The sequence below is a fragment of the Mycobacterium sp. NPDC049093 genome (genome assembly GCF_040704635.1).
Taxonomy (GTDB): domain Bacteria; phylum Actinomycetota; class Actinomycetes; order Mycobacteriales; family Mycobacteriaceae; genus Mycobacterium.
Genome location: NZ_JBEZJS010000004.1, coordinates 546,295 through 563,000 on the forward strand (window position 1 = coordinate 546,295; position 16,706 = coordinate 563,000).

Below are 16,706 nucleotides of genomic sequence, written 5' to 3' on the forward strand. Positions count from 1 at the left end.
CCGTGAATCTGAACGACCCGTACAGCCTGAGCGAGGACGACCGTGTCATCACCGACACGGCGGCCGCGTTCGCCGAAAAGCGCATCGCGCCATACGCGTTGGAATGGGATGAGACCCATCACTTCCCGACTGACGTATTGCGCGAGGCGGCCGAACTCGGCATGGGCGCCATCTACTGCGGCGAGGACGCCGGCGGCAGCGGGCTGCGCCGCCTGGATGCGGTACGCATCTTCGAGCAGCTCGCGGTCGCCGACCCCACCCTGGCGGCATTCCTGTCCATCCACAACATGTGTGCGTGGATGGTCGACAGCTTCGGCACCGAGGACCAACGCAAGACCTGGGTGCCCAGGCTGGCGTCGATGGAAGCCATCGCCAGCTACTGCCTGACCGAACCGGGCGCCGGTTCGGACGCGGCGGCATTGCGAACCAGGGCGGTGCGCGACGGCGACGACTGGGTGCTCGACGGGGTCAAGCAGTTCATCTCCGGCGCAGGCAGCTCCGACGTGTACGTGGTGATGGCCCGGACGGGAGCGGACGGACCGAAGGGCATCTCCGCGTTCGTCGTCGAAAAGGACGCGGCGGGGCTGAGTTTCGGCGCGCAGGAGCAGAAGATGGGCTGGAACGCCCAGCCCACCGCCCAGGTGATCTTCGAAGGGGTGCGGGTTCCGGCCGACGCCCTCCTGGGCGGCACCGAGGGCACCGGGTTCGGGATCGCGATGAACGGTCTGAACGGCGGTCGGATCAACATCGCGGCCTGCTCGCTGGGCGGCGCGCAGGCCGCCTACGACAAGACGCTGAGCTACCTGGCCGACCGCCAGGCGTTCGGCGGGGCCCTGCTCGACGAGCCGACCATCCGGTTCACCCTCGCCGACATGGCCACCGGATTGGAGACGTCCCGAAACATGTTGTGGCGGGCGGCATCCGCGCTGGATGCCAACCACCCCGACAAGGTCACGTTGTGTGCGATGGCCAAGCGGTACGTCACCGACACCTGCTATGAGGTGGCCGATCAGGCGCTGCAGCTGCACGGCGGCTACGGCTATCTGCGTGAGTACGGTCTGGAGAAAATCGTCCGGGATCTGCGGGTGCACCGCATCCTTGAGGGCACCAACGAAATCATGCGCGTGGTCATCGGTCGCTCGGAATCGAGCCGCGCCCGCAACTCTGCATAGGAGACGTACGTGAGCACGATCGCGTTCTTGGGGCTGGGCAACATGGGCGGGCCGATGGCCGCCAACCTGGTAACCGCCGGGCACACCGTGCGCGGTTTCGACCCGGTGCCCGCCGCGCAGGAGGCGGCAAAGACCAACGGCGTCAACGTGTTCGCCACCGGCGCCGAGGCAGTCAGCGGTGCTGACGTGGTGATCACCATGCTGCCCAACGGCGCATTGGTGAAGAGCTGCTACGCCGAGGTGCTGCCCGCGGCTGCCGACGGGGCCTTGTTCATCGACAGCTCCACGATCTCCGTCGACGACGCCCGCGAGGTGCACAAGGTGGCCCTCGAGCACGGCTTCGCCCAGCTCGACGCCCCGGTCTCCGGCGGCGTCAAGGGCGCGGTGGCAGGGACGCTGGCGTTCATGGTCGGCGGTACCGATGAAGCAGTCGACGCCGCGCGGCCTGTGCTGGAACCCATGGCGGGCAAGATCATCCACTGCGGCGCCGCCGGCGCCGGCCAGGCCGCCAAGGTGTGCAACAACATGGTGCTGGCGGTGCAGCAGATCGCTGTCGGCGAGGCATTCGTCCTCGCCGAAAAGCTCGGTCTGGACAAACAGGCACTGTTCGACGTGATCACCGGTGCAACCGGCAACTGCTGGGCCGTTCACACGAATTGCCCAGTGCCCGGGCCGGTTCCGACCTCCCCGGCCAACAATGATTTCAAGCCGGGGTTCGCGACCGCGCTGATGAACAAGGATCTGGGGCTGGCGATGGCCGCCGTGCAATCCACGGGCTCATCGGCCCCGCTGGGCACGCATGCGGCTGAGATCTACGCGAAGTTCGCGGAGTCGCACGCCGACAAGGACTTCAGCGCCGTGATCGAGACGCTCCGCAGCTGACGGCGCGGAAACCTATGCAGCAGTCGGGCTGCGCTGAACCCACCACTGGGTGTGCAGGCGCTGGCAGGCCGGTAGCCGCAGTGCATCGGGGCCGGCGAAGTCCGGCCGCACCGCAACCGCGCCGGGTGAAACCGCTCCGGCGTCGGGGTCGATCACCACGCCCGCCATCCCCGCGGCGTTGGCCGACCGCAGGCCCGCGGCCGAGCCGACCATGGCCAATGCGTCGTGGCCTGCCACACCCAGCTCGTCCAGCGCATGCCGGTACAGCTCGGCGCCGGGTTCACTCACGTCATCGGTGGTGACGACGGTTTCCACCAGGCCATCCCCGACGAGCTGGCGCACCAGGGGTTCGGCCCAGCGCCGACGGCCTGCGGCCACCACCCCGACCGGCAGCCCGGCCAGGAACGCGTCGTTCATCAGATCCTCCAGACCCGGCCGCGGCGTCAGGCCGGCGTCGAGGATCATCTCGTCGAACATCATGTCCTTGGTCATGCAGATCTCGTCGGCGAGGACTTCGGTGAGCACGTCGCAGTCCGGGCCAACGCACCGCTTGCGCAGCTCGGCGGTGACCCGCTGGCGCTCGTCGTGCAGCGCGAGAAGCTGCTGGTAACGCGCGACACCCCATTGAATGGGCAGACCGTGCGCGGCGAAGGCGGCGTTGAAGACGACGCGATGTCCGTCGACGTCCAGATCCGACAACGCATCGAGGTCCAGGATCACCGCACGCAGTGGATGGGCACTCGGATCAGGCTGCGAACAGTCCCACCAGAACCGCCCGGCCCGCCATGACTTCTCTTGTGTTGACGACACCCCATGAGAGTGGCCCACGTCACATCGGTCGCGCGTCCCCCCTACGGGGGATTGGGCCGGTCAAGTTGATCTACCGACTGCGGTACCACCCTTAGGGTGATGCCATGGCGCCCTCCAATCCAGTGCGCCTTGTGCTGGTCGACGACCACGAAATGGTCATCGAGGGTCTCAAGGCCATGCTTGCTGCGTTCAACGACCGGGTCGAGGTGGTCGGTCAGGCCGTCGGCGCGGAGCGGGCGCTGAGCGTCATCGAGACGCTGGACCCCGACATCGTGTTGTGCGACGTCCGCATGGAGGGTTCCAGCGGGCTGGATCTGTGCCGGGTGCTGCGCGAGCGCGATCCGGACCGCAAGGTGGTCATGCTGTCGGTCTACGACGATGAGCAATACCTGTTCCAGGCGCTGCGGGTGGGTGCGTCGGGGTATCTGCTCAAGAGCATCAGCAGTGACGAGCTGGTCCGTCAGATCGAATTCGCCCACAGCGGGCAGACGGCGATCGATCCGGGGATGGCGGCACGGGCGGCGGGTACCGCGGCCCGCCTGCAACGCGACGAGTTCTGGCCCGGTGTCCGGCAGGGACTGACCCAGCGCGAGAGCGAGATCCTGTCCTTCGTGGTCGCGGGGCTGTCCAACCGCGGGGTCGCCAACAAGCTGGTGATCGGCGAGGAAACCGTGAAGACCCACCTGCGCTCCATCTACCGCAAGCTCGGGGTCAGCGACCGGGCGGGCGCGGTGGCCACTGCACTGCGAGAGGGCATCTACCAGTGAGTACGGAGAAGCCGGGACGCGACGCGACCTCCGAACCGGGCCCCATCGAGCTGACCGCCGAGGGAGAACTGGCGCTGCTGCGCGAGCTCATCCGGGCCGCATCGAGCGGTCCTGGAGTGGAGCCGCTAGCCGCCGCGGCGGCCCGGATGATCACCGCGTCGACCGCCACCGATGTCTGCTTCGTGCACGTTCTCGACGATTCCGAGCGCGCCCTGACGCTGGCCGGGGCCACGCCACCGTTCGATGCCGAGATCGGCAAGATCCGGCTGCCGCTCGGGCAGGGCATCTCGGGGTGGGTGGCCAGCCACCGGCAGCCCGTGGTGATCAGCCACGACAAGGAGTCCGATCCGCGCTACATGCCCTTCGAATCGCTGCGTGGGCGTGACTTCACCTCGATGGTGTCGGTCCCGATGGAGACCGGTCCGGGTGGGCTGGTCGGAGTGCTGAACGTGCACACCGTCGACCGCCGTGAGTTCACCCCGCGCGACGTGGAATTGCTGTTGGTGATCGGCCGGCTCATCGCCGGCGCGTTGCACCAGGCCCGGCTGCACCGACAGCTGGTGGCGCGCGAGCGCGCACACGAGAATTTCGTCGAGCAGGTGATCGAGGCGCAGGAACTCGAGCGGCGCCGGCTGGCCGGCGATATTCACGACGGCATCTCGCAGCGGTTGGTGACGCTGTCGTACCGGCTCGACGCCGCGGCCCGCGCGGTCGACCCCGAGACGGTGGCCGAACAGCTGGCGGCGGCCCGCGAACTGGTCGCGCTGACACTGCAGGAGGCCAGGGCCGCGATCAGCGGGCTGCGTCCGCCGGTACTCGACGATCTCGGCCTGTCGGGCGGGCTGGCCAGCCTGGCCCGCTCGATCCCGCGAATCCCCATCGACGTCGACCTCGCCGAGACCCGGGTGCCCGACCATATCGAGCTGGCGTTGTACCGCATCGCCCAGGAATGCCTGCAGAACGTGGTCAAACACGCCGAGGCGGACCGGGCCCGGCTCACCTTCTCGGTCGACGACGGGGTGGCCCGGCTCGAAATCGTCGACGACGGAAAAGGATTCGATACCTTCGAGCATCCGCTGGGCAGTGACGAGATGGGCGGCTACGGGTTGTTGTCGATGGCCGAGCGGGCCGAGATCGTCGGCGGCCGGCTGCACATCCGGTCGAGGCCGGGCGCGGGTACGACGGTGACCGCAGCCATCCCGCTGCCTTCGGTGATCGAGTAGCGACCGAATCAGCTCTCCTGAAGGTGCGCCCGCACCGCGGGCACGGCGCGGGCGATCAGCTCCTCGGTCGGTTGCGACGCGATCGGCTCGATGCGCAGGATGTGGCGCAGATAGGCGATGCCCAGCAGCTGGCCCATGGCCAGATCAACCCGTAGTTCCGCGTCGGCACCGCTCAGGGCGGTGGCGATCTGCGGGTAGAGCCGCTGCTCGATGAACTGACGGACCAGGGCTGCCGATTCCTCGTGGGTGGCCGCGCCGCGCAGGATCGCCAACAGGGGCGAGCGGGTGTCGGGGTGCTCCCAGAGTCCGAAGAAGGCCTCGGTCAGACGTTCGGCGAGACGGTCGGGGCCGTCGTCGAGGATGCGTCCGCTGAACTTTTCGGGGTCGAACGGCCAGCCGACGGTGGCCCGGAACAGGTCGGCCTTGCTGCCGAAGTAATGCCGGATCAGGGCCGGATCGACCTGTGCGGCCGCCGCGATGTCGCGTAGTGAGGTCTTGTCGTAGCCGCCCTCGGCGAACATCCGTCGGGCGGTGGCCACCAGCTCGTCACGGGTTCCGGGCTGTCCCGGTCGGCGTCCACGTGGCGGCATAATTCCGAAATTCTACAGTCGTTGACTTCTTGGTCGGGCCAGGATTACGCTCGGATCATTAATTCCACAATTGAGGAGTTATCAGATGCCCGCTCCGCGATGGGTCGCCCATGCCAACAAGATCGGCCTCAACAAGCTCACCCAGTTCATCGCGCCATGGGCGCCGGGGTGGGCCGTTGTCATCCACCGGGGGCGCAAGTCCGGCCGCACCTTCCGGACGCCGCTGTGGGCGTTCCGCCGACAGCACGGCTATGTCATCGCGCTGACCTACGGCTCCCAGGCGGACTGGGTACGCAATGTGCTGGCCGCCGGCGGGTGCGAGTTGGAGGCGCGACGTCATATCTACCGGCTGACCGCGCCCGAGGTGTACCACGACGACAAAGCCACGGACATGCCCGCGTTCATCCGCTTCATGCTGCGCCGGGTGATCAAGGCCCCGGAGTTCCTCAGCCTCCGGTTCGCGGACCAGCTGTGATGTCAACTAGCCGCCGAGTTTCCCGGCAAGTTCGGGGCACTCGTATTTGAGCGCCACGTTCACGATCGTCATGAGCGCGTCCGGCGGCAGCTTGCTACCCATCTGGGTCAGCACGTTGACGACATCCTGCTTGGTCTTGTTGAAGCTGCCGCCGGCCATGATGCAGGCCATCATCAGCTGATCACCGATGGCGTTGTCAGAACCCCGGATGCCGGCGGCGCGGACCTCGGCGAACGCTTCCGGCGGCAACCCCGCCGAACCGCGCGGCGAACCGGCGGTCGGTCTGGGGACCTGAGTGAGAGTTCGCTTGGGCGCCTTCGATGTCGCCGTGAACGGCGTGACGTCATCGGGGGCGGTGGCCGTCCCGGAGGTCGTGGTACTACAGGCCGCCATCAGTACGACAGCGACGGCGCCGAGCGCCGCACCCACCCGCTTGGCGTCCATCGGCACTCCCCTCCACTGCGTTCAACGCTAGTGGGGGTAGCCACAAAGCCGACTCAGAAATCACCGGAGTGTCGGCGCAGGGTCTCGATCGATGTGACCAGCGCACGTGACTGCTCGTCCGACATCCCGACATCGGCGAACACCTGCTCGTTCAAGGTCACCGTGGCGTCCTCGACCGTCGACCGCCCGAGTTCGGTGAGGCGCACCAGCGTGGTGCGCCCATCGGTCGGGTGCGGGACCCGTTCCACCAGACCGTTGGCTTCCAGGCGCCGGATCGCGTGCGTGACGCTGGTGACGTGCACCTGAAGGCGATCGGAGGCCTTCGTGATCGGTAGCGCGCCGGACCGGCTGAAAGCCAGGAGACGCAGCAGTTCGAACCGGGAGAAGCTCAGATCGTATGGCCGCAGCGCGGTCTCCACCCGGGCCAGCAGGATCTGGTGGGCCCGCATCACCGAGGTCACCGCGACCATCCCGCCGGCCACCTCGCCCCAACCGGCCGCCTCCCAGTTGGCGCGGGCCTGCGCGATCGGGTCACGCTTGTCTGGTGGCGAGGTCACGCCTCTTCTTACCGCATCGCCCGGCGGGTACCGCGCATTCTGCAGGCATCGGGTCCGGCCGGCCGGTCCTCAACTCGCGGCGGTCACCGCGCTCAGCACCGCCCGGGTGGACTGCCGGGATCCCACGGTGATCCGCACCCCGCCGTCGGCGTAGTGACGCAATTGCAGTCCGCTGCCGTCGAACACCTCCGGCCACGACGTCGGCCGGCCCGGCAGGAACAGGAAGTTGGCCTGCCCGTCGGTGCTGTAGACGCCGAGCGCCCGCAACCGCATCTGCAGATAACGCCGTTCCGCGGCGATCATCCGGATACGTTGACGCAGTTGATTTTCCGCAGAATAGGACGCCGCGACCGCCACCTGGGCACTGATCCCGATCCCGAACGGCAACTGCATCCGCCACAGGTCGCGGGCGAGATCCGGTGCGCAGAACCCATAGCCGATCCGAAGCCCGGCCAAACCGTAGGCCTTCGAAAAGGTGCGCACCACCACGACATTGCCGAACCGGGCAACCAGGCTCGGTCCGTCGATGCGGTGCTCGGCGGCCAGGAACTCCACATACGCCTCGTCCAACAGGACGACGGTGTCCAAGGGCAGCCGGGTCAGGAAGCGCTCGATCTCGTCGGCCGGTTCGATCGTGCCGGTCGGGTTGTGCGGCCGGCACACCGCCACCACCCTGGCCCGCCCGGCGGCCTCGGCCAGCGCGTCGAGGTCGTGCCGTCCGTGTTCGTCGAGTGGAACGGTCACCGTCCGCAGCCGTGCCATCTGCGCGAAGATCGGATAGCCGTCGAAGGTGGGAGTCGCCATCACCATGGTGTCGCCGGGGCTGGTCACCGCATGCAGCACCTGCATGATGACCCCGGTCGCGCCGGCTCCGACGATCACCTGCTCCTCGGCTATCCCGTCATGGCGGGCGATCAGCGAGCGCAACCGCTGCGGCAGGAACTCCGGATACCGGTTGGCGGCCTCATCGCACGCCCGCAATGCCGAACGCACTGCGGGCAACGGCGGAAAAGGGCATTCGTTGAGCGACAGTGCCAGCGGGTTGACCGCCTGCGGCAGCGCCCCGACAGCGTCGAGCAGTGCCGAGCGGGGAGCCACCATCACGCGTTCCCAGAGTCGCCGCGACCGCCCCAGCGCACGGCCGCGGCGCCGGCGAAGTCACCGGCGTGAGCGAAGGCGGCCATCAGCACGGTGTCGCCGGCCTTCACCCGACCGCCGGTGACGGCCCGGTCGAAGTTGACCGGAATGCCTGCGGCGAACAGGTTTCCGCAATCATCAAAAGTATCGACGTGTCTCGATTCGGGCAGCTCCAGCGCGTCGCGCCAGTTCCGCAGGAACACGCGATTGGGCTGGTTGGTCACGAGCAGGTCGATATCCTTGGGCTGCACCCCGATTCGGTCGCAGACCGTATAGGACACCTCGGGCACCTGTCGGTTGCCCCGTGCCAGCACCTTGGTGATCTTGCTCTCGGTAAACCCGATGCAAGCCTCCCCCGGGCCGGCCTGCCACCATTTGCGCGGCGGGTCCATGACGACGGTCATGTCGCCCGCGTACTCCCCGTAGGTGCGGCATTCGACGTCGAGGATGGGTGACCGGTCGGACAGCGTCACCAACCCGACCGCGGCCCCATCGCCGGGAACCGCCGCCTGCGCCTTGCTCCGGATGGTCTCCTGGTCGAACACCTGGCCCGCCGAGTTCTGGGCGATCGCGATCACCGCGGTCCGGCCCTCACCCGAACGCAGCAGGGTGCGCGCCACTTTGAGCGCCAGCACGAACGCGGCACAGCCGCCGTTGTGCAGGTCGATCACCCAGTTGGGCTTCATGCCCAGCCGATGGGCCATGCCGCCGCCGCCACCATAGAATGGCATGTCGGGCAGTTGGGTGTGAGTGATCAAGACGTCGGCCCCGGTGATGGCATCTGCACCGTGCCGCTCGATCAATCCGGCGGCAGCCCGCTCGACCATGTCGATCGCGGTTTCGTCGGGCCCGACGTGATGACGGAACCGCGGGGCTCGGAACATCACGTTCTCGGCCAACTCGTCGGTTTCGGCGAACCCGGCGTAGTAGTCGGCACTGACCGGGTCACCGGGCAGGTAGGTAGATACATCGATGAGGCTGACGGGTGTCTGCGCAGTCATGGCTGGACCTCACTTCATCCAGGCCGGGGTGACCGACAGGCCGTTGCGGTGCCGGTATTCGGCGATTGCCTTGAGGTTTCGCAGTTCCAGTAGGTGTCCGGGGCCGAACATGTCCCAGAAATCCCCCACCCACACCGGGCGGGCCGGGGGTGCGGTCTCCGGGTAGGGGTTCTCGTCGTAGAACGGATGATGGCAATTCGTCCACAGCACAACCGAACCCGGCTTGTCGAAGACCACCTGCGCGTCGACGATGCGCATCAGGTAGATCATCCACAGGTGCTTTCCCTGATCCCAGGCGCAGTGGTAGTCGACGGTCAGCGCGTCGCGGTGGGCCACCGTGCGGGTGTAGATCTCACTGCCTGGCCCCGACGGCCCGGCGCCGAGCCGGTCGTGGGCCAGCCACAGCCCGGGCTCCTCGGTCGGGGTGAAACCACGCAGGCTGTAGGTCCACTCCTCCAGGCAGCGGGTGTCGGACAGGTAGTCGAACAACTCGTCGGGTGGGCACTCGATGAAGTCGTTGACCGTGCAGTATTGACCGAACACCTGGTCGTGCGGGTAGACCGACCGCATCATGTCCATGATGATCGGGGTGGCCTGCTCCTTGGGCGAGGTCTCGATCCGGATGAGGCCGTCCAGCGGGGTGGGGGTACCCCGATGGACCGTGATGTCTTCAAGCGCGGGCAGTGACATGGGTCCTGTTCTCCTCTGGATTGGAAGGGTCGTCTGGATTGGAATGGGCACTGTCGGCGGCGAGAAATGCTGCGAACGGCGGGATTTCGTCGGCTGAACATTCGATGCTGAGTACCGACGGACCGTCGGTGTCCAGTGCCATACCCAACGCCCGGGGCAGTTGGCCGACGTCGGCGACGTCGTAGGCGGGCAGGCCGGGGAACATCGCGGCCAGCCCGGCACCGAGCCGGCTCGGGCCGAACCTGTTGTACGAGTAGCGGTCCTCATAGAACAGCTGCTCACGGGTGACGCACATGGCGTGCGCGTGGTTGTCGAACAGCACGAAGGTGATCGGCAGCCGGTACTGCATCGCGGTGTGAATCTCCATGCCGTGCATGAAGAATGAGCCGTCACCGGCGATCACGACGGTGCGCCTTGCGGTGCCGGTGGTGGCTGCATCAGCGGCGCGGTGAAACGTCATCCCGATCCCGGCTCCGAAGCTGTAGCCCATGCCGCCCATGCCCAGCGCCACCATGAAGCGGCCGTCACGGCGGGCGGGCAAGTAGTGGATGGCCGAGGCCCCCACGTTGCCGGCGTCGACGACGATATCGGTGCCGTCGGCCAGGTCTGCGTCGAGCACGGCCATCGCGTCGCGGTACCGGATACCGGGACCGTGGTGGTCCGGTGGGCGCAGTTCGGTGCGCGGCAGGTGGTCGGGCACCCGGACCTGGGTCGGACGGCCCGCCCCGGACAACGCGCGGGCCAGCTGTGTCAACGATTCCCGCAGGTCGCCCGAGTGGACATGGGTGCACGACGGATAGGGCACCTGGGCGCCGATCGAGTAGGTCGGTACCGAACCCAGCACGCTGTCGAGACCGGCCCGCGCCGTCACCGTCATGCGGGTTCCCACCAGCAGGCACAATGCACTCTGACCTGCGGCGGCAGGTACCCCGGGGTGCCCCATCACACCGGCTACCCCCAGCGCGGAGGACGAGCCGAGTCCCGGGGTGCCGGCCACGTCTTTGGCATCGGGCACCGTGGCCACCCGGGCACGCAGTGTGGCCCGAAGTCGTTCGAGTTCGGCGCGGGCGTCGTCGCGGGCCACCTGCTCGCCGGCGATGATCGTGATCGGCCCGTCGGCCCGGCGCAACGCCTCTTCGAGCACCTGCGGATCGCCGAAGTGGATGCCCGCCCCGGCCGGGTGGACGCTCCCGTTGGCTCGCCCGTTGACGCGGCTTCCGTCCACCCCTGCCACCTCGGCCTGCTGAACGTCCTTGGGCAGCAACAGGACCGCGGGTCCGCCGGTTCGGGCGGCTGCCAGCGCCTCGGGCAGCGCCGTGAGAATGTCGCCGGGTGTCAGCACCCTGCGGCAGTACACCGAGACCGCCGAGAACAGGGCGTACGCGTCCAGGCTCCCGTTGTCGCCACTGGTGTCCTGGAAGGCCCCGCGGCCGTCGAGCGTTGTCGGTGCCTGCCCGATCAGGGCCAGCACCGGAACCCGGCTGGCCAGGGACTCACCGAGGCCGGGCACGGTGTTGAGGCAACCGCCACCGGACGTCGCCGCCACCACGCCGATCCCGGCGCCGCTGCGGCTGTAGCCGTCCGCCATTGTGGCAGCGGAGAATTCGTGTTTGGCCAGCACCGCGGTGATGTCGTCCCGAAAGTACGCCGCATCGTAGAGGTCCTCGATGTTGGCGCCGTCCACACCGAAGAGGTGCGAGATCCCATTTGCCGCCAGGGACCCGACGATGTGGTCCACCACCCTGTGCGCCTTGACCATGTGTCACCTACTTCCGTGCTCTGCCAGTGACACGACCCGTGGGCGGCGGCGGTTCACCGTGGGGGCGGATTCGTCCGAACTCCCGGCGACACCGCAGGAAATGTTCAGGACACCATCAAGATCAGCCGGAACCGAGGGGGATAGTGGAGGGCAGGGGTCGTTGGGATCGGAGGCATCGGATGGCACAGCCGGGTATCGATTGGGAAGACGCCTATCGTCAGGAAACCCCGCCGCCGTGGAGCATCGGTGCCCCACAGCCCGAGCTCGCGCGATTGATCGAGCAGGGCAAGGTTCGCGGCGAGGTGCTCGACTCCGGATGCGGCCATGCCGCACTCTCGCTGGCCCTGGCCGAACGGGGTTTCACCGTGGTCGGACTGGATGCCAGCCCGACGGCGATCGCAGCGGCAGTCGCCGCCGCAGCCGAACGTGGCCTGACCACAGCCAGTTTCGCGCAGGCCGACATGACCACCTTCACCGGTTATGACGGCAGGTTCGACACCGTGATCGACAGTGGCCTTCTGCACGCGCTACCGATCGACGGGCGCCGCCCCTACATCCAGGCCATCCACCGGGCCTCGGCACCGGACGCGAAGCTGTACATCCTGGCCTTCGCGACAAGGCCCTTCGGCGGTGACGCTCCCGGACCCAACGGCTTCACCGCCGACGAACTGCGCGACACCGTCGCCACCTGTTGGACCGTCGACGAGGTGCGCCCGGCCAAGCTGTACGGCAACGACAACCCAGCCGGCGGACCGGCGTCAGCGCCCGGGGTGGAGCGTGACGGCGCCGGTCACATCGTGATGTCCGGCTTTCTGCTGAGCGCGCACAAAGAACCCGAGCTGCCCCGAGCGCCGTAGCCAAACGGACGCTCGGCGCTCAGAGCTGCTTTTCGAGCAGTACCTTGCCCTCGGGCGACGTAACCAGTTGCACCGCAGCGATATCCGACATCGGCATCTGAGTGTTGCCGCTGGGCAGCGCAGTGGCGCCGGACAACCCGATCCACGTCGCGACCTCGTTGCGGCTGCCGTCCCTGCCGATCACCATCATGCCGAGGTTCTGCGGGGGCGCGTCCTGCTTACCCCAGCTGCCATAACTGCAGGCCATGTCGATGCGAGTGCCCCAGGAGTAACTGGTCATCGCGATGCTGGCGTTGATGGGCGTATCGGAGACCTTGCTCATCGCCAGCATCTGGGCGCTCTGCTGCTCGGAGCCGCTGTGCAGGCCGAACACCTCGGGCCGGATGCCGACCACCACACCGAGCGCCAGCAGTGCAGCGGCCACGCCCACGGCTGCCGTGGTCACCCAGCGGGACCGACGCCGGCCCCAGCTGACCTTGGCCAGGACGGACTGCAGCACCTCGGGCCGCAGCGGCGGATCGGGCTCTTCGGATTCGAGGGCGAGCACGTCGTCGAGATCGAGCATGGCCAGTAGCGCGGGCATGCCGGTCAACTCGGCCACCGCGGAACGGCACTGCGCACAGCCGTCCAGATGAGCCTCGTACTCGCGTCGCTCGCTGCTTTCCAACGAACCCAGCACGTAGGCCGCATCCCAGGTCCGGTACTTGTCGAACTCGACCGGATCAGGGATGTGGGGCACACCGAACTGTGTCATCGTGTCACCCCCATCTCCTGCAAGTTCAGTCTCAGCGCGCGTACCGCATAGTGCAGCCGCGATTTCACGGTGCCCTCGGGTATCTGCAGATCGTCCGCGATCTGCCCGGTGGTCCAGCCCTGGTAGTACGCCCGGCGGACCACTGCCCGGTGTTCGTCGGAAAGTTGGCTCAATGCCGTGGTCAGGAGGATTCGGTCCAACGCGTTGTCCACTTTGTCAGGGGTGGCGGCAGCCTTCGAATGCTCTGCCACCTGTTCGGGGTCGGACACCCCGGTTTCGTTCCGAAAGCGGGCGCTCCGGCGTTCATCAATGATCATGTTTCGCGCCACCGTAAACAACCACGCCCGTGCCGAACGGTCGGTGTCGGCGGTGACATCTGGGTGACGCCACGCACGCAGCAACGTTTCCTGCACCACATCCTCGGCCCGGGCCCGATCACCCGTGAGCCGCAGGGCGTAGCGCCATAGCGCAGCAGCATGCTCGTCGTAGAGCACCCGCATCATGGCGGCCTCCGGATCATCCACTTCCCTACCTCCGTCTGTGACACGACGTTGGTGGCGATCCGGTTCAATTAGAACCTTTGCGCGCCGGCTGACACCAGCGATGGCGCGCGTTTCGAGTATTGATTGCTGGCGTTAATTACCGGGTGAGGATTCGGGGCCCGTCTTCGGTGACGGCGACGGTGTGCTCCCAGTGCGCCGCGCGGGTCCCGTCTGCGGTGACGACGGTCCACTCGTCATCGAGAATCACGGTCTCGGTGGTGCCCAGGGTCAGCATGGGCTCGATGGCCAGTACCGAACCGGGCTCCAGGTAGGGACCGCGCCCGGGTGAACCCTCGTTGGGCAGGAATGGGTCCATGTGCATCTGGCGGCCGATGCCGTGACCACCGTAGCCGTCGACGATCCCGTACTTGCGGTCGTGACGGGCCTCGGCGGCGTGGGTCTCGACCTCGATCGCGTGCGAGACGTCGGTGAGCCGGTTTCCGGGCAGCATCGCGGCGATCCCGGCCTCCATGGCGGATTTCGTTGCTGCAGAAAGAGCTTCGTCGGCGGCGATGAGTGCGCCGACGCCGAAGGTGACGGCCGAGTCACCGTGCCATCCGTCGACGATCGCGCCGCAGTCGATGGACACCAGATCACCGGCAGCCAACTTCTCGCCCGCTGACGGAATGCCGTGCACCACACGGTCATTGACCGAGGCACAGATGCTGGCCGGAAATCCGTGGTAGCCGAGGAACGACGGGGTACCGCCACCGTCACGGATGACGGACTCGGCGATCTGGTCCAGCTCGAGTGTGGATACGCCGGGGGCGGCGGCCGCCCGGACTGCCCGCAGTGCCGAGGCGACGAGCGCCCCGGCCACGGCCATCGCGTCCAACTCTCCGGCGCTGCGCTGCGCAACGACCTTGCGCTTGCGCAACCCCGGCAATCTGATCACTTACCCAGTGCGTGCAATGCGCGGGCGAAAACCTCGTCGAGGGCGCCCACCGCATCCACGGTCTTCAGGTCGTCGCGGTAGTACTCCAGCAGCGGCTCGGTCTCGTCGCGGTAGACCTTCATGCGGTTACGGATGACCTCGTCGGTGTCGTCAGCGCGGCCACGGCCCTTGAGCCGGGTCAGCAGCTCGTCCTCGGACACCTGGAACTCCACCACTGCATCGAGCTTGTGGTTGCGTGCGGCGAGCATGTCCTTGAGCGCGCCCGCCTGCTCGACCGAGCGGGGGTAGCCGTCCAGGATGAAACCGTCGGCGGCGTCGGCCTGATCGATGCGATCCTCCACGAGGCGGTTCGTCAGCTCGGCCGGCACCAGATCGCCGGCGTCCAGGTAGCGCTTGGCCTCGAGCCCGAGCGGAGTGCCGTCGCCGATGTTCTTGCGGAACAGGTCCCCGGTGGAGATTTGCGGGATGCCGAGCTTCTCGGACAGCTTCTCCGCCTGCGTGCCTTTGCCCGCACCGGGCGGTCCGAGTAGAACGACTCTCACTTCAGGAACCCTTCGTAGTTACGTTGCATGAGCTGGCTCTCGATCTGTTTCACGGTATCCAGACCCACACCGATCATGATGAGGACCGCGGTACCGCCGAACGGCAGATTCTGTACCGAGCCGGTGTTGCCGATCTGTAGGAACACGTTGGGCAGGACGGCGATCACACCGAGGTAGATCGAGCCGGGCAGCGTGATCCGGCTGAGCACGTACCGCAGGTAATCCGCGGTGGGCTTGCCGGGCCTGATGCCCGGGATGAATCCGCCGAACTTCTTCATCTCGTCGGCGCGCTCGTCCGGGTTGAACGTGATCGACACGTAGAAGTACGTGAAGAAGATGATCAGACCGAAGTAGATCGCGATGTAGACGGGATCGGCGGGATTCGTCAGATAGTCGGCGACGAACTTGTCCCACCATCCGGTGCCCGGATTGGAGCTGCCGCTCTGGATCAGCTGGGTGATCAGATGCGGGATGTAGATCAGCGATGACGCGAAGATCACCGGGATGACGCCGGCCTGGTTCACCTTGAGCGGCAGGTAGGTGGACGTGCCGCCGTACATCTTGCGGCCCACCATGCGCTTGGCGTACTGCACCGGGATACGGCGCTGGCCCTGCTCGACGAACACCACGCCGACGATGATCAGCAGCGTCGCGGCAACGACGGCGGTGAATACCAGGCCGCCGCGGCTCTCCAGGATGGTCTGGCCCTCGGACGGGATCCGGGCGGCGATACCGGCGAAGATCAGCAGCGACATGCCGTTGCCGATGCCCCGCTCGGTGACGAGCTCGCCCATCCACATCACCAGCGCTGCGCCTGCGGTCATCACCAGCACGATGACGATCAGTCCGAAGACCGAGGTGTCCTGGATGATGTCGAGGCTGCAGCCCTGCAGCAGTCCGCCGTTGGCGGCCAGCGCCACGATGCTGGTGGCCTGCAGGACGGCCAGCGCGATCGAGAGATAACGCGTGTACTGCGTCATCTTGGCCTGACCGGCCTGGCCTTCCTTCTGCAGCTGCTCGAAACGCGGGATCACCACGACCAACAGCTGCACGATGATGCTGGCGGTGATGTAGGGCATGACGCCCACCGCGAACACCGTCAGCTGCAGCAGCGCGCCGCCGGAGAACAGGTTGATCAACGAGTAGATCTGGGCGGAGTCGCCGCCGCTGACCTGCTCGATGCACTTCTGGACGTTCGGGTAGTTAACCCCCGGAGACGGGATCGACGCGCCGGCCCGGTAGAGAATCACCAGACCCAACGTGAACAGGATCTTGCGTCTGAGGTCGGCCGTCCGCAGCGATGAGATGAAAGCCGAAAGCACTCTTCCTCCTGCGCAGCCGACCTCTCAGCGCGGCGTGCCAAACGGGGCTGGTGGAGCCAGCGTCAATGGTCAAGTCGTTTACGACCGCCCGGCAGGCGCGCAGCCTGCGAACTCAGTCGTCAAATCAGTCTACGAGAGTAACAGTTGCCCCCGAGTACCCCCGTCATGCACCCGCGCCCGCCCGCCTCGATCCGGCCGGGATCTGGCCGAGCTGCGGAGCAGAGCTTCTCTTCAGAATCGGAGCGTACAGTCGGCGACAGCTCATTACACCACCTAACTAACACGTT

19 protein-coding genes are annotated in these 16,706 nt (G+C 67.0%); 6 read left to right on the forward strand and 13 right to left on the reverse strand.

Annotation, left to right across the window (positions count from 1 at the left end; translation table 11 throughout):
- Positions 1–26 precede the first annotated feature (26 nt).
- Positions 27–1,172, forward strand: a complete 1,146-nt coding sequence (locus AB0876_RS18250; protein WP_526042770.1) for an acyl-CoA dehydrogenase family protein — start codon at positions 27–29, stop codon at positions 1,170–1,172.
- A gap of 9 nt (positions 1,173–1,181) precedes the next feature.
- A complete protein-coding gene (mmsB, locus tag AB0876_RS18255; protein ID WP_526042562.1) occupies positions 1,182–2,054 on the forward strand; it encodes a 3-hydroxyisobutyrate dehydrogenase in 873 nt (290 codons plus the stop codon).
- Between the two features lie 12 nt (positions 2,055–2,066).
- Here the strand turns inward: mmsB and AB0876_RS18260 are convergent, their stop codons facing one another.
- On the reverse strand, positions 2,067–2,864 hold the full coding sequence (locus AB0876_RS18260; protein ID WP_526042563.1) for an HAD family hydrolase: 798 nt from the start codon (positions 2,862–2,864) through the stop codon (positions 2,067–2,069).
- A gap of 104 nt (positions 2,865–2,968) precedes the next feature.
- On the opposite strand from AB0876_RS18260, the gene AB0876_RS18265 reads away from it, so the two are divergent.
- Both AB0876_RS18265 and AB0876_RS18270 read left to right on the forward strand, forming a co-directional pair.
- Positions 2,969–3,631 carry a response regulator gene (locus tag AB0876_RS18265; protein ID WP_491837886.1) on the forward strand — a complete coding sequence of 221 codons (663 nt, stop codon included), beginning with the start codon at positions 2,969–2,971 and terminating at the stop codon, positions 3,629–3,631.
- A 44-nt stretch (positions 3,632–3,675) separates the two neighbouring features.
- Positions 3,676–4,854 (forward strand): GAF domain-containing sensor histidine kinase, encoded by a 1,179-nt coding sequence (locus tag AB0876_RS18270; protein WP_491839269.1) that lies wholly within the window; start codon positions 3,676–3,678, stop codon positions 4,852–4,854.
- Between the two features lie 8 nt (positions 4,855–4,862).
- On the opposite strand, the gene AB0876_RS18275 is transcribed toward AB0876_RS18270, so the two are convergent.
- Positions 4,863–5,444, reverse strand: coding sequence for a TetR/AcrR family transcriptional regulator (locus AB0876_RS18275; RefSeq protein ID WP_491837885.1), 582 nt, complete (start codon positions 5,442–5,444; stop codon positions 4,863–4,865).
- Positions 5,445–5,529: 85 nt separating this feature from the next.
- Between AB0876_RS18275 and AB0876_RS18280 the strand changes: the two genes are divergently transcribed.
- The gene (locus tag AB0876_RS18280; RefSeq protein ID WP_491837884.1) at positions 5,530–5,919 is read left to right on the forward strand and encodes a nitroreductase family deazaflavin-dependent oxidoreductase; all 390 of its coding nucleotides are present in this window, start codon (positions 5,530–5,532) and stop codon (positions 5,917–5,919) included.
- A gap of 6 nt (positions 5,920–5,925) precedes the next feature.
- Here AB0876_RS18280 and AB0876_RS18285 read toward each other — a convergent pair whose 3' ends face one another.
- The 6 genes from AB0876_RS18285 to AB0876_RS18310 all read right to left on the reverse strand — a co-directional run bounded on the left by AB0876_RS18285 (position 5,926) and on the right by AB0876_RS18310 (position 11,507).
- The gene (locus AB0876_RS18285) at positions 5,926–6,363 is read right to left on the reverse strand and encodes a hypothetical protein (RefSeq protein WP_491837883.1); all 438 of its coding nucleotides are present in this window, start codon (positions 6,361–6,363) and stop codon (positions 5,926–5,928) included.
- Positions 6,364–6,416: 53 nt separating this feature from the next.
- A complete protein-coding gene (locus AB0876_RS18290; RefSeq protein ID WP_491837882.1) occupies positions 6,417–6,920 on the reverse strand; it encodes a MarR family winged helix-turn-helix transcriptional regulator in 504 nt (167 codons plus the stop codon).
- A gap of 69 nt (positions 6,921–6,989) precedes the next feature.
- The gene (locus AB0876_RS18295) at positions 6,990–8,021 is read right to left on the reverse strand and encodes a pyridoxal phosphate-dependent aminotransferase (protein ID WP_526042564.1); all 1,032 of its coding nucleotides are present in this window, start codon (positions 8,019–8,021) and stop codon (positions 6,990–6,992) included.
- Complete coding sequence (locus AB0876_RS18300) at positions 8,021–9,058, reverse strand: 3-oxoacyl-ACP synthase III family protein (RefSeq protein WP_491837880.1); 1,038 nt, start codon at positions 9,056–9,058, stop codon at positions 8,021–8,023. The genes AB0876_RS18295 and AB0876_RS18300 overlap by 1 nt, the downstream gene beginning before the upstream one ends.
- A 9-nt stretch (positions 9,059–9,067) precedes the next feature.
- The gene (locus AB0876_RS18305) at positions 9,068–9,748 is read right to left on the reverse strand and encodes an SRPBCC family protein (protein WP_491837879.1); all 681 of its coding nucleotides are present in this window, start codon (positions 9,746–9,748) and stop codon (positions 9,068–9,070) included.
- Positions 9,729–11,507, reverse strand: a complete 1,779-nt coding sequence (locus AB0876_RS18310; protein WP_491837878.1) for a thiamine pyrophosphate-binding protein — start codon at positions 11,505–11,507, stop codon at positions 9,729–9,731. Before AB0876_RS18310 ends, AB0876_RS18305 begins: the two co-directional genes overlap by 20 nt.
- Before the next feature lie 179 nt (positions 11,508–11,686).
- On the opposite strand from AB0876_RS18310, the gene AB0876_RS18315 reads away from it, so the two are divergent.
- The gene (locus AB0876_RS18315) at positions 11,687–12,364 is read left to right on the forward strand and encodes a class I SAM-dependent methyltransferase (protein WP_491837877.1); all 678 of its coding nucleotides are present in this window, start codon (positions 11,687–11,689) and stop codon (positions 12,362–12,364) included.
- 19 nt (positions 12,365–12,383) lie between these two features.
- Here AB0876_RS18315 and AB0876_RS18320 read toward each other — a convergent pair whose 3' ends face one another.
- The 5 genes from AB0876_RS18320 to secY form a co-directional block, all read right to left on the reverse strand.
- Entirely contained in the window at positions 12,384–13,118 is a 735-nt protein-coding gene (locus AB0876_RS18320) for an anti-sigma factor family protein (RefSeq protein ID WP_491837876.1), read from the reverse strand.
- Positions 13,115–13,621 (reverse strand): sigma-70 family RNA polymerase sigma factor, encoded by a 507-nt coding sequence (locus AB0876_RS18325; protein WP_236735340.1) that lies wholly within the window; start codon positions 13,619–13,621, stop codon positions 13,115–13,117. The genes AB0876_RS18320 and AB0876_RS18325 overlap by 4 nt, the downstream gene beginning before the upstream one ends.
- A gap of 136 nt (positions 13,622–13,757) precedes the next feature.
- A complete protein-coding gene (map, locus tag AB0876_RS18330) occupies positions 13,758–14,555 on the reverse strand; it encodes a type I methionyl aminopeptidase (protein WP_491837875.1) in 798 nt (265 codons plus the stop codon).
- Positions 14,552–15,097, reverse strand: a complete 546-nt coding sequence (locus tag AB0876_RS18335) for an adenylate kinase (RefSeq protein ID WP_358020960.1) — start codon at positions 15,095–15,097, stop codon at positions 14,552–14,554. Before AB0876_RS18335 ends, map begins: the two co-directional genes overlap by 4 nt.
- Positions 15,094–16,419: a preprotein translocase subunit SecY gene (gene secY / locus AB0876_RS18340; protein ID WP_491837874.1), complete on the reverse strand. Its 1,326-nt coding sequence runs from the start codon at positions 16,417–16,419 to the stop codon at positions 15,094–15,096. The genes AB0876_RS18335 and secY overlap by 4 nt, the downstream gene beginning before the upstream one ends.
- Between the last annotated feature and the right edge of the window lie 287 nt (positions 16,420–16,706).

Bases quoted from the DNA above. Each gene is read 5' to 3' on its own strand.
- AB0876_RS18265 (WP_491837886.1), top strand. From the start codon at position 2,969: ATGGCGCCCTCCAATCCAGTGCGCCTTGTGCTGGTCGACGACCACGAA.
- AB0876_RS18275 (WP_491837885.1), bottom strand. From the start codon at position 5,444: ATGCCGCCACGTGGACGCCGACCGGGACAGCCCGGAACCCGTGACGAG.
- AB0876_RS18280 (WP_491837884.1), top strand. From the start codon at position 5,530: ATGCCCGCTCCGCGATGGGTCGCCCATGCCAACAAGATCGGCCTCAAC.
- AB0876_RS18285 (WP_491837883.1), bottom strand. From the start codon at position 6,363: ATGGACGCCAAGCGGGTGGGTGCGGCGCTCGGCGCCGTCGCTGTCGTA.
- AB0876_RS18295 (WP_526042564.1), bottom strand. From the start codon at position 8,021: ATGGTGGCTCCCCGCTCGGCACTGCTCGACGCTGTCGGGGCGCTGCCG.
- AB0876_RS18300 (WP_491837880.1), bottom strand. From the start codon at position 9,058: ATGACTGCGCAGACACCCGTCAGCCTCATCGATGTATCTACCTACCTG.
- AB0876_RS18305 (WP_491837879.1), bottom strand. From the start codon at position 9,748: ATGTCACTGCCCGCGCTTGAAGACATCACGGTCCATCGGGGTACCCCC.
- AB0876_RS18310 (WP_491837878.1), bottom strand. From the start codon at position 11,507: ATGGTCAAGGCGCACAGGGTGGTGGACCACATCGTCGGGTCCCTGGCG.
- AB0876_RS18315 (WP_491837877.1), top strand. From the start codon at position 11,687: ATGGCACAGCCGGGTATCGATTGGGAAGACGCCTATCGTCAGGAAACC.
- AB0876_RS18320 (WP_491837876.1), bottom strand. From the start codon at position 13,118: ATGACACAGTTCGGTGTGCCCCACATCCCTGATCCGGTCGAGTTCGAC.
- AB0876_RS18325 (WP_236735340.1), bottom strand. From the start codon at position 13,621: ATGATGCGGGTGCTCTACGACGAGCATGCTGCTGCGCTATGGCGCTAC.